Below are 23,718 nucleotides of genomic sequence, written 5' to 3' on the forward strand. Positions count from 1 at the left end.
GTCTCCGACCTGATCTTCGGCTACGAAAATCTTGCCAGAGCCACGTTCACGTGTATGCCGATACCACCCTCCACGACGACACCAACGCCGTGGCCGCCCCGAGGACACTCCCCGCCTCCGGCGTCGGCTGGCCAGCGAGCGCGACGGCAGCACCTCCAACCCCAGGACCCGCCGGGCTGCGCCGCCTGGGTCCAGGTCCGCACCGAGTCCCTCGACCCGGACCAGCTCCTGGCCGCGCTCAAGGCCGGGCACTACTACTCGTCCACCGGCCCCGAACTGCTCGACGTCAGCCTGACGAGCGGGCACATCACCGTCCGCTGCTCCCCCGTCCGCAAGGTACTGATCACCGGCGGTGCCCCCGGGGCACAGGTCGTACAGGGCAAGGACCTGATGGACTGCACCCTCCCGCTGACGATGTTCCGCGGCGGATTCTGCCGGGTCACGATCGAGGACGACACCGGCGGACGAGCCTGGAGCAACCCCATCCACCTGGCGCCCACCGCGGCCGCCGACACGCGATGACTCCCGTCATGCCTCCTGCCCACCTGACGAAGGCAACCCCTGCAATACTCTGGCCCGCCCTGCGCGCACTCGCCTACGGGCACATGGAGAACGACCAGCCGACCTGGCTGCTCGACGACCTCAGCCTCACCAAGAACGTCCGAGCCGAGGGCCCCGGCGCTGCGCAGAGCATCGCCCACCGCCCCTTCGTCGACGAGGAGGGCACCCCCCTTGGTCCTCGACCTTGCCCGGACCGGGGACTCCGGCTGGGTCTTCACCCTCTTCCACACCGGCCAGCACCCACTCCGTCCCGGCCGGCGCCGGATCGGGCTCGACGGGCAGGCCCAAGCCGCGGCGGGCCGTGGACGTCGCGGCCTTCACCGCGGCCAGCACCTCGGCGATCTCCGGCCTGATCTCGCCGACGGCGTCGGCCAGGGTGTCGATCGCGGTGAGTGCGTCGTCGGCAGCCGCAGCGCTCCACCCGCCGCCGCTCGCGACGTCCGCGAGCCGGCAGGCGGCGTCGGCCGCCTGGCCCGCGTGCTCCTCCACGCCGGGCCGCGCCCGCTCCGCCAGTTCCACGACGACTCCAACGCCAACCGCCGCCGCCAGGACACTCACTGTCCCGGCGCTGACCCGTCGGCTACTTGCTCTGTGTGCAGGATCCGTTCGGCGCACTGGAGAAATGTCCAGGCAGCGGGTGGAGCATGCCGGACAGCAGCTGACGGCTACCCCATGTCCGGTGCCTGACGGCGGTCGGCGAGTGGGCGAGTCTCGGCATCGGCCTCAGCCGCGTCGGCGAGGGCCTCGGCCGCAGCTTCCGCGGCCTGCGCAGCGTCGTGGGCGGCCTGGGCGGCTGCCTTGTCCTCCGAGGACGTCTCTCGGGTGGCCGGAGACTGGGGCAGCACCTCGCTGAAGGCGCGCGACACCCCCTGGAGCGCGGAGGTGACCTCGCTGGGGATCACCCAGAAGGTGCTGCCGGCGCCTTGGGCGAGCTGGGGCAGCATCTGCATGTACTGGTAGGCGAGCAGCTTGGGGTCCGGGTCGTTGCGGTGCACGGCCTGGAAAACCTCGTCGATGGCCCGGGACTGGCCCTCGGCCTTGAGGATCTCGGCGGTACGGTTTCCCTCCGCCCGCAGGACGGCGGACTGCTTGTCACCTTCCGCGGTGAGAATCTGCGACTGCCGTTGCCCCTCGGCCCCCAGAATCGCCGCTCGCTTGTCGCGTTCGGCACGCATCTGCTTCTCCATCGCATCCTTGATGGACTGCGGAGGGTCGATGGCCTTGATCTCCACCCGGTTGACCCTCAGACCCCATTTTCCGGTGGCCTCGTCCAGAACGCCCCGGAGTTGGTTGTTGATGGTGTCGCGCGAGGTGAGGGTCTTCTCCAGATCCATCGAACCCACGACGTTGCGCAAGGTGGTGACGGTAAGCTGTTCGACACCCTGGAGGAAATCGGCGATCTCGTAGGCGGCCGCTCGTGGATCCGTGACCTGGAAATACAGGACGGTATCGATCTCGACGACGAGATTGTCCTCGGTGATGACCGGTTGCGGCTTGAAAGAGACGACCTGTTCACGCAGGTCGATCACCGGATAGACCCGGTCGACATAGGGGATGACGAGGTTGAGCCCCGGCCTCAGTGTTCGCCGGTAGCGACCGAGTCGTTCGACATTGCGAGCGCGCGCCTGCGGCACGATGCGTACCGCCCGCATCACGGTGAACACGGCGATCAGCGCGACGATCACGCCGGCTATGAGAAAGCCCGAGACTTCCATCGCTCACTCCCGGGGGTAGACGAGGGCGGTGGCGCCATTGATTTCCATGACGTCGACGGTCGCTCCCGGAGGAATCACCAGTGTTTCGTCATAGGCGCGCGCCGTCCATTCCTCGCCGCCGATGCGAACCCTGCCACCCAGGCCGGTCACCTCCGAGACGACATAGGCAGACCTCCCCACCAGCGCATCCACGCCGAATCGCTCAGTCTGAGGCTTGAGCAGGTGACGCGCCGCGATGGGGCGCACGAAGAGCACGCTGACCGTAGCCAACATGGTGAAGAGCAAGAACTGGAAGGGCAACGGGAGCCCCAGTGCCGCGGCCCCCGCTGTGACCAACGCGGCCGCACTCAGGATCCCGAGCGCGGCAGTGAGAGTGAAGATCTCCGCCACAGCCAGCGCCCCTGCGGCGATCAACCAGATCAACCAAAGATCCATGACACCTCCTGGCCACTGCGGCTCTACGGAGGCCGGGAAAGGAATACCACCTCTTTGACATTTTCACCCCTTCCGTCCGATCTCACCCCTTGTCGCCCTGCTCAGCCTCGTCGACGTCGGCACTGCCGTCGCCCGCGCCCTGCAGCTCTACGACAGCGAACGCACCCACCCCTTCGACCTCGCCCAAGCCACTGCGGCCCCGCGCCCGCCGCCGACTGCGTTGACACTCTGCGCCTCTACGCCGGGCGGCATCCCGACGGCCCAGCTCACCAAGCTGATCGGCGAGCGGTCCCTGCACAGCGACACCCTCCGCAGCCTGTGGCCCGACCACGACTTTCTTGCCCGCACCACTGGCGGATCTAGGCTGCCGCGGGGGCCGCCCGGTGTCACGATGGAGTGGAAGGGTCTTCGTCGCCCGGCGATTCAGGAGGCGATTCATGGGCCGCGAGTATCACTTTCATTGCGAGCACGCCGGTTGCTCGGTCACCGTGGGCCTGCGGATGGGTGGGACGCGGGAGCTGGAGCTCCTCGTGGACGGGAAGCAGGTCGCCGCCGCCATCGCCCATGGCCACCACGCCCAGACGACGGTGCTGACCACGATCCTGCCCACCGACCCGCCTCGCGACATCCAGGTTGAGGTGACGCTCCCGGGCGCGCTCAGCGGCGATCCGGCAAGCACCCTGCTCGCAGGTGGCGAACGCAGGCCCATGCCCGCCCGGGAGGTGCCCCGGCGGGCGCGGCCGACGGAGGCCGACTGGTACGTCTGACCGTGTAGGGGTGCCCGACACGTCGTGTCCGTGACGCCACGGCCGCCGGAGACATCCGTAGCGGGGTGACCCGGGGGTGGATTGCCACGGATCGCTCGCCAATGATGCTGTCACCGCGAGGCTCTGGGTGCGGTGCGCGCAGAGCCGTGGCGGTCGGGGCGACGTCGTTGACCGCCCCGCCGACCGACCCCAGGTGCATCATCGGTGCCGCCGCGACGACGGACGCGAGCGCCTCGGCGCCGGCCGGGGTGAGCTCGCCGAGCAGGCCGGACCGGGAGACGGTGGGCGACTACTGTGCGTGCTGGGGCTCGTGGGTCGCGGGCACCAGCCGGTGGTACGCCGTCTGGACGACCTGGTGCTGCGGTACGGGTCCCACGGCGAGCAGCGGGGCGAACTCGGCCCGGGCAGCGCTGCCGTCGGGCCCCGCGTACACGGCCATCGCCTGCATGCCCGGCCGTCCCGTCGGCCCCCCGAACACCGTGAGGAAGGCGGTGACCGTACGCGGCGCCGCAGCGATCGCGGCCGCCCACCGCATGAGGAACCCGGCGGTGTCCGCGGCGTCGAACGTGCACAGCAGGGCGGTGACCGGATCGGCGCTGGACCGGATCGAGGCCCTGGCACGCACGAGCGGCACCGACTGGGCCGTCGCCACCCACCTCCTCGCGCAGGCGCTCCTGGATCCGGCGTCGCCGCGCACGGAGCGTCGCTACCGGGAAGCCATCGACCTGCTCGCGCAGACGAACGTGCGGGCCTACCACGCCCGCGCGCGACTGACGTACGGGGAATGGCTGCGCCGGGAAGGCCGCCGGGCCGAGGCGCGGGGCGAACTCCGGGCCGCGCACGAGACGCTGAGCACGACCGGAGCCGACGCCCTCGCGAATCGCGCGGCGCGCGAGCTGGCTGCCACGGGCGAACGTCCGCGCCGCGAGGGGACGGACCCGCTCGGGCTGCTCACCGCTCAGGAACGGCTCATCGCCGGGAAGGTCGCCGCCGGCGCGACGTCCAAGGAGGTGGCCGCGACGTTGTTCCTCAGCCCCCGCACGATCGACACCCACCTGCGCAACATCTACGGCAAGCTCGGCATCTCATCCCGGCGCCAGCTCCGCGGCCTCTCGCTCTGAACGCTGGAACCGTGCTGCGCTCCGATCTGCGCATCTACGTAATTCTCACAGACGCAGCCACCCGCGTCGTCGCGGGAAGGTCGACCCGTCCCCGAATCGTCGACCGGACGCAACAGGAGTTCGTGATGCCCCTCCCCACCCCGCGCCGCCGCGTTGCGGTCGCTCGGCCTGCTGTGAGCATGTGCGACCCCACGGCCGTCTCGACGACCTGACGGCAGCGCTCCTGGCCGTCCTGAGTGAGGTGGCCGTATCGGTCCACCGTGACCTTGATCGAACGATGTCCGAGCCGGCGCGATACCTCGTGAATGGACACGCCGTTCGTGAGGGCCACGGTGGTCCACTTGTGGCGCTACTGAACTTGATTGAGTGATGTCGGGGCCGGCCGCCTGGCAGGAGTCGTGAGTCTCGCGGGCCTGTGGGTGTTGCCGAGCTGTCCGTCGGGAGAGGATCCTCCCGTGAACCAGCCCCTGCCGCAGCTGCCGAAACCCGAGTTCGTCTTGATTCCTATCGAGGCCCCACCCGAGGTGCCCACCCAGGTTGCTGTCGATCTCGGGAAGACGGGCATCCCAGGCGGGCTGATCGGATACGAGTACCGACCGCTGAGCGAGCCGGTGTACTTCGCGGGGCTCGGTGAGCGGGGGCTGGTAGGTATCGCGATGAGTGGCCTGTTCGGACGTATCGCCATTGACGTGGCCAGCGGTCACGTGGTGCAGACTCCCGCGATCGAGTCAGCGGCGGTCAGTCACGTGAACAGGGACCTCGCCTCGTTCAACCGATGCGTCGCGGCCGTGATCGCACGCTTCCCGTTCTACGCCGAGGGCGCCGAGGAGACATACGACGTGGCGAAAGAGTTGCGCGACCTCCTCACCGGCATCGACGAGACCGCGCTCGTGCCCGATGGGTTCTGGGAAACCTTCTGCGACGACGTGGAGATGGGGGACTACGCGGACTGGGATGCGTGATCCGGTACTGGTCCCCGGTTACGGTCAGCCATCCAGACTCAAGCCGCTGGCGGCGATGCAGCCGTCGACGAGGGCAGGGCGGTACTGGATCTGCTTGAGGTTGCGCTTCACGGCCCTGGCCATCTGGTCGAGATTCGCGGCGGCGAGGTTGCCGATGGTCCGCTTGACGAGGGCCCAGATGCCTTCCTGCGGGTTGAGATCCGGCGCGTACGAAGGAAGCTGGAAGACGGTCAGCCAGTCGGCGTTCGCCTCGATGAACGCTCTCATCTGCGGCATCAGGTGAGCGCGCAGGTTGTCCCAGACCAGGACGATCGGGCCGCCGAGCTGGATGTGCGCCCTCACGAACGGCGCGAGACTCTACCTTGATCGTTCTCGCGGCCCTCAGCAAGGTTGAGGGGGCATGCGGGCGAACCGGGCAGGATCAGTCGGAATCGGCGGGGGTACGCGGCCGGCGGCCTCTTGTGCGGCCTGGGCGAAGGCGCGGACGGCGGGGGTGTTGTTCGACTTGAGCCAGACCGGTGCCCAGTCGAGCGGCGCGGCATCGGTCAACGGGATGTAGGCGATGTCGGGCCGGGCGTAGAAGCGCGTGACCTGCGCACCCGCGATGGATCCTCCGCAGCCCGAAGCGATCAGCTGCAGGGCTTCCAGGGACGTCTCGTACTCGGGACCGGCGGGGATCGGCCGACCTTGCGGCGTGCGGTCGGGTCGGCGATCGGAGATCCAGTCGCCGGGCTTCACGCCGGCGACGCGCAGGAGCGGGATGTCGGCGAGGTCCTCCATGGACACGCTCTTGCGGCGGGCCAGGGGGTGGTCGGCGGGGGCCACGAGCACTCTCGGTTCGGAGATGATCAACGGGCCGATGACGAGGTCGGGTCCGGGCACCGGCAGAGGCAGGAACAGCACGTCCACGTCGCCTTCGCGCAACCTCGCGACGGCGTCCACGACCTGCACTTCGCGGAGGTGCCCGCGCCAGCCGGGCATGCGTGCGGGAAACAGCTGTTGGGCCTGGTGGGCAACCTGTCCGGCGGCGGCGCCGACGAAACCGACCCGCAGCTCGCCGGCCGTCGGCCGGGCGCTGCTGATCGCGCGGTCGAGGCCGGCCTGGATCTGTTCGTAGCCAGGCCGCACGTCCTCGTACAGGCAGTGGCCCAGCGGCGTGAGACTCACGCTGCGGTTGGTCCGCAGGAACAGCGGTGCCCCGATGCGTCGTTCCAGCTTCTTGATGGTCTGGCTGATCCGCCCAGTTGTCACGTGCAGGCGCTCGGCGGTACGTCCGAAGTGCAATTCCTCGGCGAGCGTGAGGAACGCCTCCATCTCCAGGCGCTCGAGCACCCTGCCTCCTTGTGTTGAGTCTCGCTAAACGTGACTTCCAGTATCAGGCGTTGTTCGACGGATTCTCCAGAGGCAGCCTGGTCAGGGACCGTCCGGCGATCCGGTTCCTGTCTCCACGAACTTCAGCAGCGGCGTACTTCTCCTTGACCTCCGCCCTGCCCACCTTCAGCAAGGACTGGACGACGCAGCGCGTCGTGTCCGGAAGCCCGACCAACTCGACCACGAGAGTCATCACCTTGACCAAGCACGCACATGTCCATCCGCTCCAGCTCCTACTGGTGCACCCGCGAGTTCCAGCTCGACCTGCACGACCTGAGAGCGACTGACACCTCCGGCTCGTCCGCCCATCGCACACCAGCCAAGGAGCTGCCGTGAACGTTTCCCACTCCAGCCTGTCCCTGGCCGTCGCCGACGTCGACGCCTCCCATGACTTCCTCTGCACCCACCTCGGCTACGAAGTGGCCATGGCCGACGACGGCTTCGCCTCCCTGACCCGCGAGGACGCCGCCGTCGACATCGTCCTGCTCCGCAAGGGCACCGAGGTCCTGCCCGCCGAGCAGCGGGACCGGGAGGCGGGCGGCCTGATCATCGCGCTCACGGTCATCGGCATCGACGCCGAGGAGGCCCGGCTGCGTGTGGCCAGCGCCCCTATCACCATGCCGCTGCGCGACGAGCCTTGGGGCGAGCGCCTGTTCCAGATGACCGACCCCCACGGTGTCGTCGTCCAGCTCGTCGAGTGGGCCGTCCCCGGTCACTCCGCCGAACCGAACGCCGACACCGCCGTGCACGTGATCACCCCCGCGGCCGAGCACGTCACTGTCTCCCCGAACGCCACCATGACCGGCCTGGCGGCTCCCAGCCGTGGCAGCACCGAACTGAGCACCTGGACGGTCGGCATGGACGCGGGGGCAACCGGACCCGAGCACTCCGTCACGCGTGAGCAGGTTTGGACGGTCACCAAGGGCGCCCTGGTAGTGACCTGCGGCGGCCACACCCACAAGGTCCTGGCCGGCCAGAGCCTGATCCTCCCGCCCGGCCTCGTCCGTCGGATCCACGCCCTGGAGCGGGCTGAGGCCCACGTCTCTATGCGCTCCGACGGGGTCGCTTCCGTTCCCGGCACCGAGGGCACCCGCGAACTGCCGTGGGCACGATGACCGCGCTTACCGCGAACGGCCCTGCCCCCTGCCCCCTCGAGGTTTCGGCAACGACCCGATCCCTCCCTCAAAAGTCGCCAGCCGAGGCCGGCATCCACAAGGAATGAGAGACACGACATGCGTGTGCTGTTGATGGCGTACGGATCGCGCGGCGATATCGCGCCGCTTGCGGGTCTGGCGGCGCAGTTGCGGAAACTTGGCGCGGAGGTACGCGTGTGCGCTCCGCCGGACGAGGAGTTCGCGGAACTGCTGGCCGGTGTGGGTGCGGAGCTGGTGCCCTTCGGGCGGGACGTGCGCGCGCTGCGGACGGGAGCGCCGCCGTCGGACGCCGCCTCGTTCGCGGCCGAGCTGGTCGCCGCGCACTTCGACACGGTCGGCAAGGCGGCCGAGGACTGCGACGTGATCGTGGCGAGCGGTCTGATGCCGGCCGGCGTCCGCTCGGTGGCGGAGAAACTGGGCATCCGTTACGTGTACGCGGGCTTCCACCCGTTCGAGATGCCCTCCGCGCACTATCGGCCGTCGTCACGGCCCGGCCCGTCGGCTCCGCCCGCCATGACCGACAACCAGGCCCTGTGGGACTTCGACGCCCAGAAGGTCAACGCCCTGTACCTCCAGCCCCTCAACGCCCACCGCTCGGCGCTGGGACTCGCGCCGGTGGACAACGTCCGCGACCACGTCTTCACCGAACGGCCGTGGCTGGCGGTGGACCCGGTCCTCGGACCGTGGGAGCAGCTGACGAACCTCGACGTCGTGCAGACCGGCGCGTGGATCCTGCCCGACGAACGCCCGCTGCCCGCCGACCTGGAGACGTTCCTGGACTCCGGCACCCCACCGGTATACGTCGGCTTCGGCAGCATGCCGATGAGCACGGCCGACGACATCGCCCGGACCACCGTCGAGGCGGCCCGCGCGCAGGGCCGCCGCGTGCTCGTCTCCCGCGGCTGGGCGGACCTGGGCCTGGTGGACGACGCGGACGACTGCTTCGCCGTCGGCGACGTCAACCACCAGGCCCTGTTCCCCCGGGTCGCCGCCGTCGTCCACCACGGCGGCGCGGGCACCACGACCACAGCCGCCCGAGCCGGTGCACCCCAGGTGGTGGTACCCCAGTTCGTCGACCAGCCGCACTGGGCCGCCCGCGTGGCCGACCTGGGCATCGGCGCGGCACACGACCGCCCGACGCCGACCTTCGCGTCCCTGTCGGCCGCGCTCAGGAAGGCCCTGACCCCCGAGACGGAAGCACGGGCGAAGGCCGTCGCCGGCACGATCCGCACCGACGGGGTGGTGGTGGCCGCGAGGCTGCTCCTCGACACGGAGCACGCCGCGTCGATGAGCCGCGAACAGATTTCCAAGATCGCCCATGCCGACCACCCGATCAAATCTCCGCTCGACGACGACTCGGTCGACCGGCTGCTCGAACGCGCCCTGCCGCGGGGCGACGAGCGTGTGCTCGACCTTGGATGCGGCACAGCGGAGTGGCTCCTGCGCGCCCTGGCGACCCGACCGCACCTGTACGCCGAGGGTGTCGACGTCTCCGAAGTCGCCCTGACGCAGGCCCGCCAGGCAGCGAGCAAGCTCGGGGTCGATGAACGCCTGGTCCTCCACCACCAGGAGGCCGCGGCCTTTGGCTCTTCAGAGCCCTTCGGCCTGGTGATCAGCGTCGGCGCCACGCATGCCTTCGGCGGTCTCCTCCCCACCCTCGCAGCGGCCCGCAAGCACCTGGCTCCCGGCGGCCGCGTCCTGATCGGCGAGTCGTTCTGGGACCGCGCCCCTTCGCCAGCAGCCGTCGAGATGTTCGGTGACCTCGCCGACCTGGCGACCACGGTGGACCTGGTCGTCGCCGACGGATGGACCCCTGTCCACGGCCACGTCAGCACCCGCGCTGAGCTGGACGCCTACGAATGGGCCTGCTGGGGTTCGTTGGCCGCATGGGCTCTGGACCATCCTGCCGATTCGGCCGCCGTGCAGGTGCTGGAAACGGCCAACGCCCAGCGTTCGCATTGGCTGGGCGGCTACCGGGACAGCTTCGGCTTCGTCTGCCTGGTGTTGCGTCGGACCTCGGAGTGATCGCGTAGGCCGCCGGTAAGCCCACGTACCCCACACATCCCCCGCACCCGGGGGACCGCCATGGCCGCCGCCGCTCCGCGGTGGTCGGAAAGTGAAGAATGGAATCATGCAACCGACGTTCGTATTCGTGCACGGAGCTTTCGCGAACTCCTTCTCCTTCGCGCCCCTTCAGGCCGAACTCGGCCTCCTCGGGCACCGCTCTGCGGCCGTCGACCTGCCCGGCCACGGGTTCCAGGCGACCTTCACCCACGCCTATCAGGCGCCGCAGGACCCCACGAGTCTCGCGAGCGCGCCCGGCTCGATCAAGGGCGTCACGCTCGCCGACAACGTCGCGCACCTGATCGGGATCCTCGAACGGGCCAAGCGGAACGGACCCGTGATCCTCGTTGCCCACAGCCGCGGCGGTGCGGCGGTCACGGCCGCGGCCAACGCTCGTCCGGACCTGATCGACCGCCTCGTGTACGTCTCGGCCTGGGCCCCGGTCGACCTCGACGTCAACGACTACTATGCCGAGCCGGAGATGGCCACGGTCGACCCTGCAGCCTTCGCCGCGGCGCTGGCCGGGAACCCCGCCGACCTCGGCCTGCTCCGCGTCAACTTCCGTACTGCGGACCCGGACGCGATCGCGGCGTTCAAGCTGGCCTTCTTCGCCGACGGCACCGACGAGCAGTTCCTCACGTTCCTCAACACCTTCCAGCCCGACGAGAACCTGGACGTCGGCGGCTCCGCCGACCGGGCACAGGCCGCGACCTGGGGCCGCATCCCCAAGACCTACATCCGCTTGGCCGACGACACGAGCCTGCCGCTCGCCCTGCAGGACCGTCTGATCCGCGAGGGCAACCAGTTGACGCCCGACAACCCGTACGACGTCCGCACACTGGAGGGCAGCCACCTGAAGTGGCTGGTCGACCCCGCGCCGGCGGCTCGCATCCTGGGCGAACTTGCCATGCTCCCGCCCCGTCTGCTCAGGGCGTGATCGGAATGGGGTGAACGGTTCGGTGGTGGTGGGACGAGGAACGAGAGTGTCCATGTGGGTGCATCAACGATCCCTCCGGCACTGAGATCGGACGCCGACCGGGTGACAGCCTTCGCCACGGCGTCACCCGGGCTTCACGCTGGCCCAGGGTGGTCGGCCACTTCTCGGACCGCGAGGAGTTCCGGAGCTGAGGGCAGGCGAGAGGGGCCGCGGCCTGGTTGGTCTCCACGCGGATACGGCGGTTCCCGAGCAGCAGGACGGCCGTGCCGGAGAGGACGACGAGCCACTCGCGGCCCGGGGGGGGCGCAGGGGTGCGGTGCTTCCGGCGGAGGTTCCGTCATCCGCTGGCATACGACGGTCATGCCCGGTTCCGCCTTGATGGGCCAGCGCATCAGCCCGTGGGCACCGTCAATCATCGGGCTGGTGACGACGTCGTCGGTGGCCGTCTCGACCAGCTGGTCGAGGGAGGTGTCCAGGGCTCGGGCGAGGGTGACGAGCTGGTCAAGCGCCAGGCGGCACCGGCCGTTCTCGATGCGGCTGAGGAAGGACTGGCTGAGGTTCGCACGGGTGGCCAAGTTCTTCGAGGGACCAGCCCCTGAGCGTGGTACACGGACGGCCATGCCCAGCTGTCACATGCCCACCCGTCAAGGCGTGTTCGCGGTGTGCGGGATTGCCGCGGCCCTGCGTTCCCGCCCGCGCAGCAGCGGGGTGAGGCTCTTCTGGACGATGAAGTACTCCGTGACCACGGCGCAGACGAGGATCGAAGCCCAGACGCTGGTCGTGTAGATGTCGTCGAAGGTCAGCCACAGAAGCGACCCTTGCAGGGCCACACCCAGACCCAGGAGGCCGCGCAGCACGACGGCGGCGAAGGACAGCGCGTAGTTGCGGATCATCCAGATGCGGTGCATCTGGACCTGGCCAATGCCTGATGGCGAAGTCCCCCTTGACGAGGGTGTACAGCCACGCGGCCGTGAGCAGGTAGAACGCGTCCTGGACGGAGATTCCGTCGACGGAGAAGGTGGCCGCCACGAGCGAAGCGACCGAGGCGACGAGCATGCTGATCACGTAGACACGGCCGAGTGCGCGGTGGAGTGCCGGCCGGCGTGCGCGCAGGGTGGCCGCGAACTGGAACGGCCCGATCAGCAGCACCAGGCACGCGGGCAGCGCGTGCACCACGATGGACAGGTAGTGCAGTGCGACGTCCGGGTCGATGGGGATCCGGCTCGCCGACCGGTCGCCGGTGAGGTACGCGGGTGCCGAGAAGACGGCGATCCCGACGGCGGACACCGCAAGCAGGGCCCAGTTGATCCTCTTGTCACTGGGCACCTGCGGGCGACCGTACGGAACCCCCTGCCAGCACGAGCACGCCTGCATCCGCTGCCCCGTCCTCCAGATGGATCCTCGCCAAGGGCCACGCCTCATCGAGATCATCCAAAACCTCCGCGAGCGCATCCGCGAGGCCCGCGCCAACGGCTGGCTCGGCGAGGTCGAAGAACTTCAAGTCAGCTTCGACGCCGCGATGGCCAAGCTCAACAGCCTCAAACGGGCTCCGACCGATGGCCGGCCGCAGCTGGTTGACCTTGGCATGCCGGTCTTCACCGACCACGCACCACTGCTTCAGCCAGGATCGGGAGAGCCCGGATACCGGCCCTGATCCTGTCAAGGAGCGAGTTCGGCCTGGAGAAGCCTGCGGAACACCGCCGGGGTCGTCCATCCGCGCAGCGTGGCGTGGATCGACGAGCGGAATGCGGCCTCGGCCGTGGCGGCGTCGAGCGCCCCTGCCAGTTCGAGAGTCACGAGGCCGTGCAGGGTCGCCCAGATCGACAGAGCGATCGCCGTTGCGTCGCCAGTGAAGACGGACGCCGTCAAGGCGCGATCGATCGCCGCGAGGAGCGGACGGATCGGGTCACTGGCACCGACCTCTCCCGACGGGTCGAAGGACTGCACACCACCGAACAGCACCGTGTACAGGTGGCTGTGTCCGCACCCCCAACGACGGTAGGCGACGGCCAGTGCGTAGAGGTCGGCGAGAGGGTCCGCGGAGGTCTGTACCGCCGACAGGTCCTGGAACAGGCCGGCGACGGCTCTGTCGCGCACCGCACCGATCAGCCCGTCCTTGCCGCCGAACAAGGAGTACACCGCCGTCGTCGACGCCTCGGCGGCAGCGGCCACGGCGCGGACCGTGACGGACTCCCGCGGACGGGTGGCGAGCATCTCGGTCGTGCACTCCACAAGCCGCTCTTTGACGGCCTCGTCGTTTGTTCTGGGCCTACCCACGGTCAGCAGCCTACCCTCTCTGATAACGTCGTTTTGAAACAGCGTTCTGGAACTGTCGGAGGTCCGCCGTGCCCACGTCCGCCATACGTCTCGTCCGCTTCACCGGACGCTTACTGCCGGCCCTGGCCGCCGTCGCGGCGCTGGTCGTCGCCTTTCTCGCACTGATCGCCCTCACGGACGGGGCAGGTTCGGGGCTCGCCGCGTGGTTGACGACCCTCGGGGCCGGGACTGTCCTCGCGCTGTGGCGGGGCCGTCACCGCACCTGGCCGGCGCGGCTCGTGCCGTTCCTGCCGGTGGTCGTCGCGGCGGCGTTGACGGCGACGGTCTGCATCCCGACCGTGCCGACGACCCGGCGGTACCCGCCCGCGCTGTCGTTCGTGTCCACTCAGGGCTGGAAATTGGCCACGGGCAGCCGGGTCGCGGTGTATCACTACCCGCCCGCGAACCCCGGCCCCCGGCATCCCGTCCCGTTCGTGTACCTCCACGGAGGACCCGTCCGCGGCATCTCGGTGCAAGACCACCGGTTCCTGGGACTTCTGGCACGCCAGGGCTACGACGTCTACGCCTACGAACAGGCCGGTGGCGGACGAAGCGACCTGCTCTCCATGGACCAGTACACGATCTCCAGGTCGGTCCGTGACCTCGCCGCCTTCGTCGACCGCCTGGACAAGGGCAAGGTCGACATCCTCGGATTCTCCGGAGGCGGAGTCGTGCTCACCCGAGCCCTGGCCGACCCCGGCGTCGCCGCACGCCTGCACCGGGCGATCATCGCCGAGCCCGGGCCCATGGACGGCCCCACCGCACACATCACCGGGAACAAGGGCCGAGCATCCGCACGAGGCCTCGCGCCCGCCCCGACCGGACCGCGATCGACACACGTCCCCCGGTACGCCGTGGCATTCGGCCTCATGCGACTCGGACTCCTCACCCCCGACACCGGACTGATCGGACAGGCCGAAGGCGACAACGCCTTCACCGCCGCAGACCTCGGCAGCGACACCGCATCCGCCTACTGCGCGCGCGACGCGCACCGCATCCCCACCGAGGACACCGCACAGAACTTCTCCTTCAGCCCCGCCGCCAGCCTCCGCGTCCAGCAGACAGTCAAGGACTCGCCCTCCATCGCACCGCTACTGAGGCAGTCCCGGACCCCCGCGATGCTCATGATCGCCGAATGCTCCTCCCAGGTCCGTCAATGGGCGACCGCCATCCTTGCCGATGACCCCGCCATCCAGCGCACGCAGTACATGCCTGGAGTCGGACACCACATGTGGAACGGCCTCGACGACAACAACGACCGGGCCGTCGCCGTCATCACTGCGTTCCTTCAGGACAAGCCAGCCCCCCTGCCGAACTACCCGACCCGCGACGAGATCCCGACCTTCCTGCGCGACCACAAATGAAGACGTTGCAGCCCAGCACCGGCAAAGGCGGGCGAAACCGCGAAGCCGCCTGGGCCCTGCGCGAAGTACAGCCAAGGACGAGCTCTTTAAAGGCCCTAACAGAGGCGCCGGACGTGTCGGTGGGGGATGAGGCAGGTGGCCAGGCCGAGGAAGGCTCCATGGATATCGCCGCGTCGTTCCCATCGGATCCTGAGTCGCCGGAAGCCGTGGAACCAGGCGATGGTCCGCTCGACCACCCAGCGGTGGACTCCTGGTCCCGACCCATGAGGGACACCCCGTCGGGCAATGACGGGCTTGATGCCCATCGCCCAGACCAGGCGGCGGTACTTGTCGTGGTCATAGCCGCGGTCACCAAGCCGACTGTCGGGCCGCTTCCGCAGCCGTCCGACCAGGCCGGCAATCGGCGGGATCTTTTCCAGCAGGGGGATCATGGCATGTCGACCAGCTGAGTCTCAGGCGAGAAGATCCTGCGAGGGGGAGGGCTCAGTGTGCGTGGGAACCGTGGCAGGGAGCTCCGGCTCGCGCAGCGACTCCCGTTGCCGCCAGGCTCCGGGCGGTTCGCCGTGGTGGCGGCGGAAGGCGGCGGCGAACGCGTAGGGCGAGCTGTAACCGATCGTGCGGGCGATGGTCGCCATGCCGAGTTCACCGTTGCGCAGGTGGTCGCAGGCGAGGGCCATGCGCCAGTCGGTCAGGTACCGCATGGGGGTCTGGCCAAGCGCGTCGCGGAAGGTCCGGGCGAAGGCTGCCCGGGACAGGCCACTGATCGCGGCGAGTTCGGGGACCGACCAGTCGCGGCCGGCGTCCCCGTGCATGGCCTGTAGTGCGGCGTTCAGGCGGGGGTCGGCCAGGGCCCGGTACGAGCGGGGAGCAGTGGGGCTGCGGCGGAAGTCGCTGCGGATGGCGAGGACGAGCGGGACGTCGAGGAGCCGGTCGAGCACCGTGGGCTGGCCCGGCTCGGGGGCTGCCAGCTCGTGGGAGAGCAGCGCGATCACGTCCCGCAGCGGGTCGCCGACCCCCGCCTGAAGGGTGAGGACCTGTGGCAGCGCCTCCAGCAGCCCGTTGCCGATGTCGCCGGTGAACCGGTAGGCGCCGCAGAGGAACACGGTCGCCCGGGGGTTCTCGGCCTGCGCATCGTGGGCGTGCCGGGCCCGGAATTCTTCCGGTTCGAGGCAGTCGGTGCCCGGCTCGTGCCCGATGTGGTGGTCCGTTCCGCCGCGTACCAGCGTCACCTCCCCGGGCACGAGTTCCACCGCGCGGCCCGGGTCGGTGAGCCACAGCCATCCCCGGCCGCGGACCACCGTGTGCACGGCCAACTGGATCGAGCCGGCAAGCCGCAGCCCCCACGGCGGCTCGGCGACCGTCCGGGCGAAGGCCGCGCCGCCGGCACGCGCCCGCGGCCTGGTCGCCCGCACCGCAGCACGCCACGGCGCCGACGTCCCCTTCGATTGGGACAACCCCACGACCCACCCCGATGCCCTGACCGGGGTCGACCGCCTCTACCTCGTCACCCCCGTCATGCGCGTCACCTACGCCGACCAGGTCGCCGCCTTCCTCGACCTCGCCGAAGCCGCAGGCGTCCGCCACGTCACCTACCTCAGCATCTACGGCGCCGACCAGGCACCGCCCCAGGTCGACATCAAGGCCGTCGAGGCCGGCCTCGCCGCCCGCGCGGCATCACCCACTCGTTCCTCCGCCCCTCCTGGGTGATGCAGTACTTCGCCGACGCCCACCTGCCGGTCATCGACGGGGCCATCACGGTCCCCACCGGCGGCGGCAGCGAGGCCTTCGTCGACGCGGACGACATCGCCGCCGTCGCGGCCGAGACGCTGCTCGCCCCCACCGCCCCCACCGCCCACTACGCGCCCACCGGCCCGCAGGCCCTCACCGTCGCAGAGGTCGCCGACAGCATCACCGCCGTGACCGGCCGAACCGTCGCGCACCACGACCTCGACCCCGAGGTGTGGATCGAAAGCGCCATCGCCGCCGGCCTCGTCCCCGCCGACTACGCGGTGATGATGCGCTGGCTGACCGGCGCCATCTCGTCCGGCAACGGCTCCACGCCCAACGACGACGTCGAGAAGGTCACCGGCCGGCCCCCGACCGCCTTCCTCGACTTCGCCCGACGCAACGCCCACGCCTGGACGGCGGATCGGTGACCGGGCCCGTGGACGACATCACCGACTCCGCGGCGCTGAACCCGTTCTTCCGCATCATCCACGAGGGCCTGGCGGGCCTGGTCGACGGCGAGCACTTCTTCGACCTCCTGGCCGAGGACGTGGTCGTCGAGTACGTGGTCTCCGTCCCCGGCTACCCGCGCCGCATCCAGGGGCGGCGGGCGGTCGCCGACCCGTACCGCGGCTACGGCGACATCGTGGTCCTGCACAGCGCGGACGGACTCGCCGTCCACCACGACCCCGCAACGTCCATCGTCGTGTTGGAGTACGCCGTGCACGGGAAGGCGGTCCACACGGGACGCGCCTACGACAACCACTTCGTCTCCGTGATCACCATCGAGAACCGTCAGGTGACGCACTGGCGGGACTACCGCGACCCCGTCGCCGTCTTCCAGGCCATCGGGTGGCCCGCCGGGCCTCGCTAGGGGTCTGACCGTGCAGGTTCGCCGGGTTGACGGTGATATTTGATCTCCTCACCCTGGCTGAAGATGGCCTCGGAGTTGCTCGCCTTGAGTCCTCGGACGCGCACGTGCTGATCCCGAACCAGAGGCCCGGCCCGGTGGTTGAGTGGCTGGGCACGACGGCCTGGAAAAGCGGTTCGGGGCGAGCGGGGCCTCTCGCATGAGGCGGCAACGGGTGGCGTGGGAGGGACTCAGGGTTCGATGACGAGGCGTTCGATGAGGTCTTCGCGCAGTGTGAACTGGTAGCGCAGATCGATGGTGCCGCCGGGGAAGTTGCCTTCGAGGTGGTGGGTGGCGATGTAGTGGGTCGCGTCGGTCCGCTGGGCGCGGGTGAGGTGGATGGTGTACATGAATTCGGTGGCGGATCGGTCGAGCCACTCCCCGATCGCCTGGGTGCCCTCGTAGGTGTTGCCGTCGTCGATCACCGTGGCTTCGCGGGTGAATGCCGCGATTGCGGTGGCGGTGTCGTGGGTGCGATGCGCTGCCAGGTAGCGGGTGATCACTTCGGGCAGGGTGTCCGGGGTGGTGGTTCGGGGCTGGTTGTCGTGCATGACGGTCCTTGGGGTGGTGGCGGGTTCAGACGGTGGGGGTGGTGCCGCCGTCGATGACGTGTTCGGCGCCGACGATGGCCGAGGCGCGGTCGGAGACGAGGAAGGCGACGAGCTCGGCGACTTCCTCGGGGCGGTTGGGGCGACCGAGCGGGATGCCGCCCAGGGACTCCATGAGCCGGCCCAGCGCCGCTTCCTGGGTGATGTCCGCGTCGTGGGCGATCCGGGCGACGAGGTTGTCGGCGGCCGAGGTCTGCACGAAGCCGGGCGAGACGGTGTTGACGCGGACGCCGTGCGGGGCGACCTCGTTGGCCAGGCCCTTGCTGTAGGTGGTCAGGGCGGCCTTGGCGGCGGCGTAGGCCAGGGTCCCGTTCCACAGTGGCATGCGGCGCTGGATCGAGGTGACGTGCACGATCGCACCCTTACCCTTGGCGATCATGTGCGGGAGGAGTGCGCGGTCCAGGCGGACGGCGGCCAGCAGGTTCGTGTTCAGCTCCCTGGCCCAGTCGTCCTCGCCGAGCGCCGCGAACCCTCCGGCCGGCGCCTCGGACCCTCCGAGGGTGTTGACCAGGATGTCGACGCCTCCCACACGGGCGTCCACCTCGGCGGCTACGCGGGCTGCCCCCTGGGCGGTGGACAGGTCGGCGGTGATGAACGTCTTCTCCTCGACGCCGTCGGGGCGGCTGCGGGCGGTGACCAGCACGGTCGCGCCGGCCTCTGCGAGACGGCGGGCGATGGCCATCCCGGTGCCCTTGGTGCCGCCGGTCACCAGAGCGCGTCGGCCTTCGAGGGATTCACTGATGGATGTGGTCACGGTGTGCTCCGTTCCCGGACGCGGGCACAGAAGGCACCGCTCCCGTCGTTACTGCTAAAATAGAAGCTAGTAACTTCGACTTTAGCAGTAACAAAAGGGAGATGGTCGCCGTGGCAAGCCGGATCAGGCTGGAGGACCGAGAGTGCCCGCTGTCCACGACGGTGGAACACGTGGGCGAGTGGTGGACGCTGCTGATCCTCCACGACGCCTTCGACGGCTACACACGCTTCGACCAGTTCCAGGAGAGCCTGGGCATCTCCTCCAGCATGCTCACCACCCGGCTGAAGACCCTCGTCGCGGACGGACTGCTGGAGCGCCGGCCCTACCAGACCAACCCCGTACGCCACGAGTACGTCCTCACCGAACTCGGGCACTCCCTCCGGCCGGTGATCATTGCCCTGGCCGCATGGGGCAACTCCCGCCTCACACCGGCCGAACGCAGCATGATCCTCATCGACGCCCACAACGGCGAGGAAGTCGAACCCGTCGTCGTCGACGCCAAGACCGGCCGCCGACTCGACGACAGCGGGACTTACGTCTTCGCCGCAGGCCCCGCAGCCAGCGACGCCATGCGCCACCGTTACGCGACACGACCGACCACCCCCGCGGAGGCGTAGGGCTGCCCCGAACAGGCACCGAACGAGCTTGAGCAGGGCCGGGACGCACAGGTCGCACCCGATCGACCAGGCAACACCGGCTCGCCACCAGCATCACGCATGCGAAGCCCCTGGACCTTGTGGTCCGGGGGCTTCGCGGCCATGACTGGTGTCGGGCCTGCGGACGCCACCGTCACAAGGTGTGTCCGGTCACCGGTCGATGACGGCCATGTTCCCTTCGTCGTGGCGCTCGCCAGCAGCCGGGGTGAGGTTGTTCAGCCTCTCGACCTGCGCGTCGGTCAGCTCGATGGCGTCGGCAGCGGTGTTCTCCTCGACGCGGGCGACGCGCTTGGTACCGGGAATGGGGGCGATGTCGTCGCCCTGGACGAGCAGCCAGGCCAGGGCGATCTGTGCCGGGCTCGCGTCGGCTTCGGCGGCGACGGCCTTGACCTCGTCGACGATGCGCAGGTTGCGCTGGAAGTTCTCGCCCGTGAAGCGCGGGTTGGTCTTGCGCCAGTCGTCGTCGGTGATGTCGTCGGTGGAGCGGATCTGGCCGGTGAGGAAGCCGTGGCCGAGCGGCGAATAGGGCACGAGGCCGATGTTCAGCTCGCGCAGCAGCGGCAGGATCTGCGCCTCGACGTCCCGGGTCCATAGGGAGTACTCGGTCTGCAGCGCGGTGACCGGGTGCACGGTGTGGGCGCGGCGGATGGTGTCGGGGCCGGCTTCGGACAGGCCGATGTGGCGGACCTTGCCCTCGGCGACCAGCTCGGCCAGTGCCCCGACGGTGTCCTCGATGGGAGTGCTCGGGTCGACCCGGTGCTGGTAGTACAGGTCGATGTGGTCGGTGCCGAGGCGCTTGAGGGAGCCCTCGACGGCGGTGCGGACGTTCGCCGGGCTGCTGTCGAGGACGCCAGGACCGCCACCGGAGTGCTGCACAAAGCCGAACTTGGTCGCCAGCACGACCTGGTCGCGGCGCCCCTTGAGAGCCTGGCCGACCAGCTCCTCGTTGGTGTAGGGGCCGTAGATCTCGGCGGTGTCGAGGTGGGTGACGCCCAGGTCCAGTGCACGGTGGATGGTGCGGATCGACTCGGCGTCGCTGCCCTCTCCGACGTTGTAGTAGCCGGACATCGACATGGCGCCCAGACCGATCCGGGAGACGTCCAGACCACCCAGTGAGATGTGCTTCATCAGAAAGTTCCGTTCCTCAGTTTCCGGTTCCCGGGCGATCTCATGCCCGGAGGCGGAGCAGCCGCTCACGGTCGACGCCCGCCGGGCCGACCGTCGAGCGCCATGATCAGCGCGACGCAGTGAGCCCGCCATCCAGGCAACCACCCGCAGCCACCGCGTGAGCCGCCGTACGGGGCACCCTTGTTCCGGGGGTCTGCCAGTACCCCCTTCCAGGACATCCGCGGGCCCGGGCCCGCCGTACGGTGGATGCATGGACCGCAGCGCCGAGATCCGTGAGTTCCTGCGCACCCGCCGAGCCCGGATCACCCCCGAGCAGGCCGGCCTCACCCCGCATCCCGGCGCCCGCCGGGTACCGGGGCTGCGCCGCGAGGAAGTCGCCCAGCTCGCCGGGGTCAGCGTCGACTACTACGTCCGCCTGGAGCGGGGCCGCACTCAGAACGTCTCCGAAACCGTCCTGGACGCCGTCGCCCGCGCCCTTCAGCTGGACCAGACCGAACGCGCCCACCTCTTCGACCTCGCCCAGCCCACCGCTGCCCGCACCCGCAGTAAGCGGCCGCTCAGCCCGCAGCGGGTCCGCCCCGTCCTGTACCGGGCCCTGGACGCCCTCGCCGTCCCCGCGATGGTCCTGGGACGGCGCATGGACATCCTGGCCGCCAACCGGCTCGGCTCCGCCGTCTTCACCGACTTCCAGGCCCGACCCCACCGCGATCGGAACTTCGCCCGCTACGTCTTCCTCGACGAAGCGGCCCACAGCCTGTACGCCGACTGGGAGAAGGCCGCCGGCGACTGCGTGGCCACGCTGCACCTGTACGCAGGACGCCACTCGGACGACCCACAGCTCACCGAGTTGATCGGCGAGCTCTCCCTGCACAGCGATGCCTTCCGCCGCATGTGGGCCGACCACGACGTCCTCGCTCACACCACCGGCACGAAACACCTGCACCACCCGCTCGTCGGCGACCTCACCCTCGACTACGTGGCCCTGTCCGTCGAGGGCGACCCCGACCAGACCCTCATCGTCCTGACCCCCGAGCCGGCCTCCCCTTCCGCCGAAGCCCTCGGCATACTCGCCAGCTGGACCGGCACGCCCACCATCAGGCCGCACACCCCCGAAGAGACACACACCCCAGCCAGCTGACACCCGCAAAGCACTCGTGCTCAGGCGGTTGCACGGCGGCTGCCTGTCCTGGACGCGGCCATCCTTCTGGCGTAGTCATCACGGAAGGGCGGTCAGAACCGTTTCCAAGTATCGCCATCAGCTTCGGGTCGTGCATGCAGCGGTCGCCGACGAGGGCACGCAGAACGGCCATGTTGCCCCGCTGACGGGCGCATTGCCCGGCGGAGAGCGCCATCGGGAAGTCGAGGCATCCGGCGCATGGTGGCCGCGTCGAAGCTGACGTCCAGTGCCCCCGCCCGGTGACGGTCGTCGTGGGGTCCAACACGGGGTGGCCGCGATCGCCACGAGCACGACGGAGGCCGGATCCACCAGCCGCCCGAACCGCGTTCGGGTACTGGCACTACTTGCTCTCCGTCTCCGATGTCGGGTTCTCGGGCAGGGTGGACTCGCGCTGCTGCAGTTGCATGGACAGCGGGTGCGGTGCGCGGACTGCTTGGCCGATGGGGCGGATGGTTTGGCCCGGGGTGGGGCGCAGTTGCCAGCGGGCTGCGATGGTGGCGAGTGCGAGCGTGGCCTGAGTGCGGACGAATGCGTCGGCGATGCATTTGCGCGGGCCGGCTCCGAAGGGTACCCAGGTGCCTGGTGCGGGTCTGCCGATGTCTTCCCAGCGGTCCGGAGCGAAGTGGTCCGGGTCGGAGTAGATGTCAGGGCGTCGGTGGAGCTGGTAGGGACTGAAGGCGATCGTGGTGCCGGCCGGCAGAGAATGCCCGCCGAGTTCCGTGTCGGTGGAGGTGGTCCTGGTGAGCAGGAGGGAGTCCGGCGGATAGAGGCGCAGGGTTTCGGTGACGATGTGGCCGGTAAGTTCGAGGGAGTCCAGGTCGGTGAACTGAGCGGGACGGCCGGCGAGCACGGTGTCGACCTCGGCGTGAAGACGTGTCTGGATCTCGGGGTGTGCGCCGACCAGGTGCCAGGCCCAGCTCAGTGTGATTGCACTGCTTCCGACCCCGGCCAGGAGGAAAGTGACGACCTGGTCGTGTACTTCGGTGTCACTCAGGGACACACCGTCCGTGCCGGGAGCCATCAACAAGGACATCAGGTTGTCGTGGTCGGCTGCGGTGGAGCAGAGGCCGCCGATCAGGCTGTCCGTGAGGTGGCGCACATGCAAGCGTGCCCGCTCGTAACGGCGGTTTGCCGGTGTGGGGAGGCGGTGGAGCAGCGTCACCGGCCACGTCATCCGTCGGGTGATGCCCTCGACGAGGGCGTCAATGCTCGACTGCAGAGCGGGTACTCCGGAAGTGTCGGTGCTGGGGTTGAACAGGCACCGGACGATGACAGCCGTGGCGAGCTGGTGCATTGCGTCGGGCACGTCGAGGACCTGGCCGTGTCGCCACCGCGAGGTGAGGGCGGCGACCTCCTGGGCCATCACCTTTGTATAGGCGGGCATCCGGGCTTGGTGAAAGGCGGGCTGGACCAGTCGGCGTTGTTCCCGGTGCATTGCGGCGGGGCAGGTTCCGACACCGTTGCCCGCGATGTCCCGCAGCTTGTCGTAGAACGGGCCGCCCTTGTCGAATGTGCGGTCGGCCAGGAGCAGCTGGTGGACCAGGGCGGGGTGGCAGACCACGTACGCCGTGAGGGGACCCAGCTTGACGCGTACGAGGTCACCGTGGCCGGAGAGTGACGCGAGGAAGTCGAGCGGCCTCAGAGCGAACCGTGGCGCGTGGCCCAGAAGGGGCAGCGCACCGGGGAGGGCCCCCAGAGTGTAGGAGGGTGACGCTGCCGTCGTCGTCCGGGGTGCGGCGCCGCCTGCAGCGGCCGCGCTGTCGCTTCTCATACGGGGCTCTCAGTTGGGACGCCGGGGCGGCGTCGTGTAGGTGGTCAGGTGCCGTCGGCTGGGAACGCATTGACCCCGACGAGCATGGGGCGGGGGGGGCGGGCACCTGCAGTCTCGGTAGTTCGTCGGCCGTGACCGCGGCGGCGTGTGGGAGTCGCGCGTTGACCAACGTGGTGGCGTCGGCCATGTCACGCCTTGCGGCCTGACGTCACACGCACGGGC

29 protein-coding genes and 4 pseudogenes are annotated in these 23,718 nt (G+C 69.5%); 16 read left to right on the forward strand and 17 right to left on the reverse strand.

The window, feature by feature from the left end:
- Nucleotides 1–54: 54 nt before the first annotated feature.
- The gene (locus OG462_RS04915) at nt 55–522 is read left to right on the forward strand and encodes a hypothetical protein (RefSeq protein WP_406054793.1); all 468 of its coding nucleotides are present in this window, start codon (nt 55–57) and stop codon (nt 520–522) included.
- 126 nt (nt 523–648) lie between these two features.
- Here OG462_RS04915 and OG462_RS04920 read toward each other — a convergent pair whose 3' ends face one another.
- From OG462_RS04920 to OG462_RS04930, 3 genes are all read right to left on the reverse strand, one after another.
- Nucleotides 649–1,080 carry a hypothetical protein gene (locus OG462_RS04920; protein ID WP_406054794.1) on the reverse strand — a complete coding sequence of 144 codons (432 nt, stop codon included), beginning with the start codon at nt 1,078–1,080 and terminating at the stop codon, nt 649–651.
- Between the two features lie 146 nt (nt 1,081–1,226).
- The gene (locus OG462_RS04925) at nt 1,227–2,276 is read right to left on the reverse strand and encodes an SPFH domain-containing protein (protein ID WP_406054796.1); all 1,050 of its coding nucleotides are present in this window, start codon (nt 2,274–2,276) and stop codon (nt 1,227–1,229) included.
- A 3-nt stretch (nt 2,277–2,279) separates the two neighbouring features.
- Nucleotides 2,280–2,711 (reverse strand): NfeD family protein, encoded by a 432-nt coding sequence (locus OG462_RS04930; RefSeq protein ID WP_406054798.1) that lies wholly within the window; start codon nt 2,709–2,711, stop codon nt 2,280–2,282.
- Between the two features lie 437 nt (nt 2,712–3,148).
- On the opposite strand from OG462_RS04930, the gene OG462_RS04935 reads away from it, so the two are divergent.
- On the forward strand, nt 3,149–3,478 hold the full coding sequence (locus tag OG462_RS04935) for a hypothetical protein (RefSeq protein ID WP_406054800.1): 330 nt from the start codon (nt 3,149–3,151) through the stop codon (nt 3,476–3,478).
- A gap of 289 nt (nt 3,479–3,767) precedes the next feature.
- On the opposite strand, the gene OG462_RS04940 is transcribed toward OG462_RS04935, so the two are convergent.
- Complete coding sequence (locus OG462_RS04940; protein WP_406054802.1) at nt 3,768–3,926, reverse strand: hypothetical protein; 159 nt, start codon at nt 3,924–3,926, stop codon at nt 3,768–3,770.
- Between the two features lie 43 nt (nt 3,927–3,969).
- Here OG462_RS04940 and OG462_RS04945 point away from each other — a divergent pair, with 43 nt between their 5' ends.
- Nucleotides 3,970–4,599 carry a LuxR C-terminal-related transcriptional regulator gene (locus tag OG462_RS04945; protein ID WP_406054803.1) on the forward strand — a complete coding sequence of 210 codons (630 nt, stop codon included), beginning with the start codon at nt 3,970–3,972 and terminating at the stop codon, nt 4,597–4,599.
- Between the two features lie 455 nt (nt 4,600–5,054).
- Entirely contained in the window at nt 5,055–5,561 is a 507-nt protein-coding gene (locus tag OG462_RS04950) for an SUKH-4 family immunity protein (RefSeq protein WP_406054805.1), read from the forward strand.
- A 24-nt stretch (nt 5,562–5,585) separates the two neighbouring features.
- On the opposite strand, the gene OG462_RS04955 is transcribed toward OG462_RS04950, so the two are convergent.
- Genes OG462_RS04955 through OG462_RS04965 form a run of 3 tightly spaced genes read right to left on the reverse strand, consistent with a single transcriptional unit; the run spans nt 5,586 to nt 7,116 of the window.
- Complete coding sequence (locus tag OG462_RS04955) at nt 5,586–5,903, reverse strand: transposase (RefSeq protein ID WP_406054807.1); 318 nt, start codon at nt 5,901–5,903, stop codon at nt 5,586–5,588.
- 39 nt (nt 5,904–5,942) lie between these two features.
- Complete coding sequence (locus tag OG462_RS04960; protein WP_406054809.1) at nt 5,943–6,893, reverse strand: LysR substrate-binding domain-containing protein; 951 nt, start codon at nt 6,891–6,893, stop codon at nt 5,943–5,945.
- 43 nt (nt 6,894–6,936) lie between these two features.
- Nucleotides 6,937–7,116, reverse strand: coding sequence for a hypothetical protein (locus OG462_RS04965; protein WP_406054811.1), 180 nt, complete (start codon nt 7,114–7,116; stop codon nt 6,937–6,939).
- A gap of 29 nt (nt 7,117–7,145) precedes the next feature.
- On the opposite strand from OG462_RS04965, the gene OG462_RS04970 reads away from it, so the two are divergent.
- The 5 genes and pseudogenes from OG462_RS04970 (at nt 7,146) to OG462_RS04990 (ending at nt 11,087) form a co-directional block, all read left to right on the forward strand.
- On the forward strand, nt 7,146–7,268 hold the full coding sequence (locus OG462_RS04970) for a hypothetical protein (RefSeq protein WP_406054812.1): 123 nt from the start codon (nt 7,146–7,148) through the stop codon (nt 7,266–7,268).
- Entirely contained in the window at nt 7,265–8,047 is a 783-nt protein-coding gene (locus tag OG462_RS04975; RefSeq protein WP_406054814.1) for a cupin domain-containing protein, read from the forward strand. Before OG462_RS04970 ends, OG462_RS04975 begins: the two co-directional genes overlap by 4 nt.
- 117 nt (nt 8,048–8,164) lie before the next feature.
- Nucleotides 8,165–9,355 (forward strand): annotated as a pseudogene (locus OG462_RS04980) (glycosyltransferase); the annotation flags it as partial.
- Between the two features lie 18 nt (nt 9,356–9,373).
- Nucleotides 9,374–10,111, forward strand: a complete 738-nt coding sequence (locus tag OG462_RS04985) for an SAM-dependent methyltransferase (RefSeq protein WP_406066369.1) — start codon at nt 9,374–9,376, stop codon at nt 10,109–10,111.
- A gap of 106 nt (nt 10,112–10,217) precedes the next feature.
- On the forward strand, nt 10,218–11,087 hold the full coding sequence (locus OG462_RS04990; protein WP_406054816.1) for an alpha/beta hydrolase: 870 nt from the start codon (nt 10,218–10,220) through the stop codon (nt 11,085–11,087).
- Between the two features lie 208 nt (nt 11,088–11,295).
- Here OG462_RS04990 and OG462_RS04995 read toward each other — a convergent pair.
- The 3 genes and pseudogenes from OG462_RS04995 to OG462_RS05005 all read right to left on the reverse strand — a co-directional run.
- Nucleotides 11,296–11,735 (reverse strand): annotated as a pseudogene (locus OG462_RS04995) (helix-turn-helix domain-containing protein); the annotation flags it as partial.
- A complete protein-coding gene (locus OG462_RS05000; RefSeq protein WP_406066925.1) occupies nt 11,732–11,995 on the reverse strand; it encodes a hypothetical protein in 264 nt (87 codons plus the stop codon). The gene OG462_RS05000 and the pseudogene OG462_RS04995, both read right to left, overlap by 4 nt.
- Nucleotides 11,996–12,020: 25 nt before the next feature.
- Nucleotides 12,021–12,539, reverse strand: a pseudogene (locus OG462_RS05005) (DUF2306 domain-containing protein); the annotation flags it as partial.
- Between OG462_RS05005 and OG462_RS05010 the strand changes: the two are divergent.
- The gene (locus tag OG462_RS05010; RefSeq protein ID WP_406066926.1) at nt 12,481–12,741 is read left to right on the forward strand and encodes a hypothetical protein; all 261 of its coding nucleotides are present in this window, start codon (nt 12,481–12,483) and stop codon (nt 12,739–12,741) included. The pseudogene OG462_RS05005 and the gene OG462_RS05010 overlap by 59 nt on opposite strands.
- A gap of 5 nt (nt 12,742–12,746) precedes the next feature.
- Here OG462_RS05010 and OG462_RS05015 read toward each other — a convergent pair whose 3' ends face one another.
- Nucleotides 12,747–13,364, reverse strand: a complete 618-nt coding sequence (locus tag OG462_RS05015) for a TetR/AcrR family transcriptional regulator (RefSeq protein WP_406054818.1) — start codon at nt 13,362–13,364, stop codon at nt 12,747–12,749.
- A gap of 68 nt (nt 13,365–13,432) precedes the next feature.
- Here OG462_RS05015 and OG462_RS05020 point away from each other — a divergent pair, with 68 nt between their 5' ends.
- A complete protein-coding gene (locus OG462_RS05020) occupies nt 13,433–14,767 on the forward strand; it encodes an alpha/beta hydrolase (protein WP_406054820.1) in 1,335 nt (444 codons plus the stop codon).
- Nucleotides 14,768–14,862: 95 nt separating this feature from the next.
- Here OG462_RS05020 and OG462_RS05025 read toward each other — a convergent pair.
- Nucleotides 14,863–15,198 (reverse strand): annotated as a pseudogene (locus OG462_RS05025) (transposase); the annotation flags it as partial.
- A 21-nt stretch (nt 15,199–15,219) separates the two neighbouring features.
- Nucleotides 15,220–16,179, reverse strand: a complete 960-nt coding sequence (locus OG462_RS05030; protein WP_406054822.1) for an AraC family transcriptional regulator — start codon at nt 16,177–16,179, stop codon at nt 15,220–15,222.
- Here OG462_RS05030 and OG462_RS05035 point away from each other — a divergent pair.
- Genes OG462_RS05035 through OG462_RS05045 form a run of 3 tightly spaced genes read left to right on the forward strand, consistent with a single transcriptional unit; the run spans nt 16,067 to nt 17,366 of the window.
- Nucleotides 16,067–16,474: a hypothetical protein gene (locus OG462_RS05035; RefSeq protein ID WP_406066927.1), complete on the forward strand. Its 408-nt coding sequence runs from the start codon at nt 16,067–16,069 to the stop codon at nt 16,472–16,474. The two genes, OG462_RS05030 and OG462_RS05035, sit on opposite strands and share 113 nt — an antisense overlap.
- Nucleotides 16,474–16,923 (forward strand): hypothetical protein, encoded by a 450-nt coding sequence (locus OG462_RS05040; protein WP_406054823.1) that lies wholly within the window; start codon nt 16,474–16,476, stop codon nt 16,921–16,923. The genes OG462_RS05035 and OG462_RS05040 overlap by 1 nt, the downstream gene beginning before the upstream one ends.
- Entirely contained in the window at nt 16,920–17,366 is a 447-nt protein-coding gene (locus OG462_RS05045) for a nuclear transport factor 2 family protein (RefSeq protein ID WP_406054825.1), read from the forward strand. Before OG462_RS05040 ends, OG462_RS05045 begins: the two co-directional genes overlap by 4 nt.
- A gap of 227 nt (nt 17,367–17,593) precedes the next feature.
- Here OG462_RS05045 and OG462_RS05050 read toward each other — a convergent pair whose 3' ends face one another.
- Nucleotides 17,594–17,953, reverse strand: a complete 360-nt coding sequence (locus tag OG462_RS05050) for a nuclear transport factor 2 family protein (RefSeq protein WP_406054827.1) — start codon at nt 17,951–17,953, stop codon at nt 17,594–17,596.
- A 25-nt stretch (nt 17,954–17,978) separates the two neighbouring features.
- Nucleotides 17,979–18,764, reverse strand: coding sequence for an SDR family oxidoreductase (locus OG462_RS05055; RefSeq protein WP_406054828.1), 786 nt, complete (start codon nt 18,762–18,764; stop codon nt 17,979–17,981).
- Nucleotides 18,765–18,865: 101 nt separating this feature from the next.
- Here OG462_RS05055 and OG462_RS05060 point away from each other — a divergent pair, with 101 nt between their 5' ends.
- The gene (locus tag OG462_RS05060; RefSeq protein WP_406054830.1) at nt 18,866–19,381 is read left to right on the forward strand and encodes a winged helix-turn-helix transcriptional regulator; all 516 of its coding nucleotides are present in this window, start codon (nt 18,866–18,868) and stop codon (nt 19,379–19,381) included.
- A 189-nt stretch (nt 19,382–19,570) separates the two neighbouring features.
- Here OG462_RS05060 and OG462_RS05065 read toward each other — a convergent pair whose 3' ends face one another.
- Nucleotides 19,571–20,548: an aldo/keto reductase gene (locus OG462_RS05065; RefSeq protein ID WP_406054832.1), complete on the reverse strand. Its 978-nt coding sequence runs from the start codon at nt 20,546–20,548 to the stop codon at nt 19,571–19,573.
- 250 nt (nt 20,549–20,798) lie between these two features.
- On the opposite strand from OG462_RS05065, the gene OG462_RS05070 reads away from it, so the two are divergent.
- Nucleotides 20,799–21,686, forward strand: a complete 888-nt coding sequence (locus OG462_RS05070) for a helix-turn-helix transcriptional regulator (protein WP_406054834.1) — start codon at nt 20,799–20,801, stop codon at nt 21,684–21,686.
- A 379-nt stretch (nt 21,687–22,065) separates the two neighbouring features.
- Here the strand turns inward: OG462_RS05070 and OG462_RS05075 are convergent, their stop codons facing one another.
- Nucleotides 22,066–23,496: a cytochrome P450 gene (locus OG462_RS05075; protein ID WP_406054836.1), complete on the reverse strand. Its 1,431-nt coding sequence runs from the start codon at nt 23,494–23,496 to the stop codon at nt 22,066–22,068.
- Between the last annotated feature and the right edge of the window lie 222 nt (nt 23,497–23,718).

Origin of the sequence: Streptomyces sp. NBC_01077 (assembly GCF_045162855.1) — a bacterium.
Classification (GTDB): domain Bacteria; phylum Actinomycetota; class Actinomycetes; order Streptomycetales; family Streptomycetaceae; genus Streptomyces.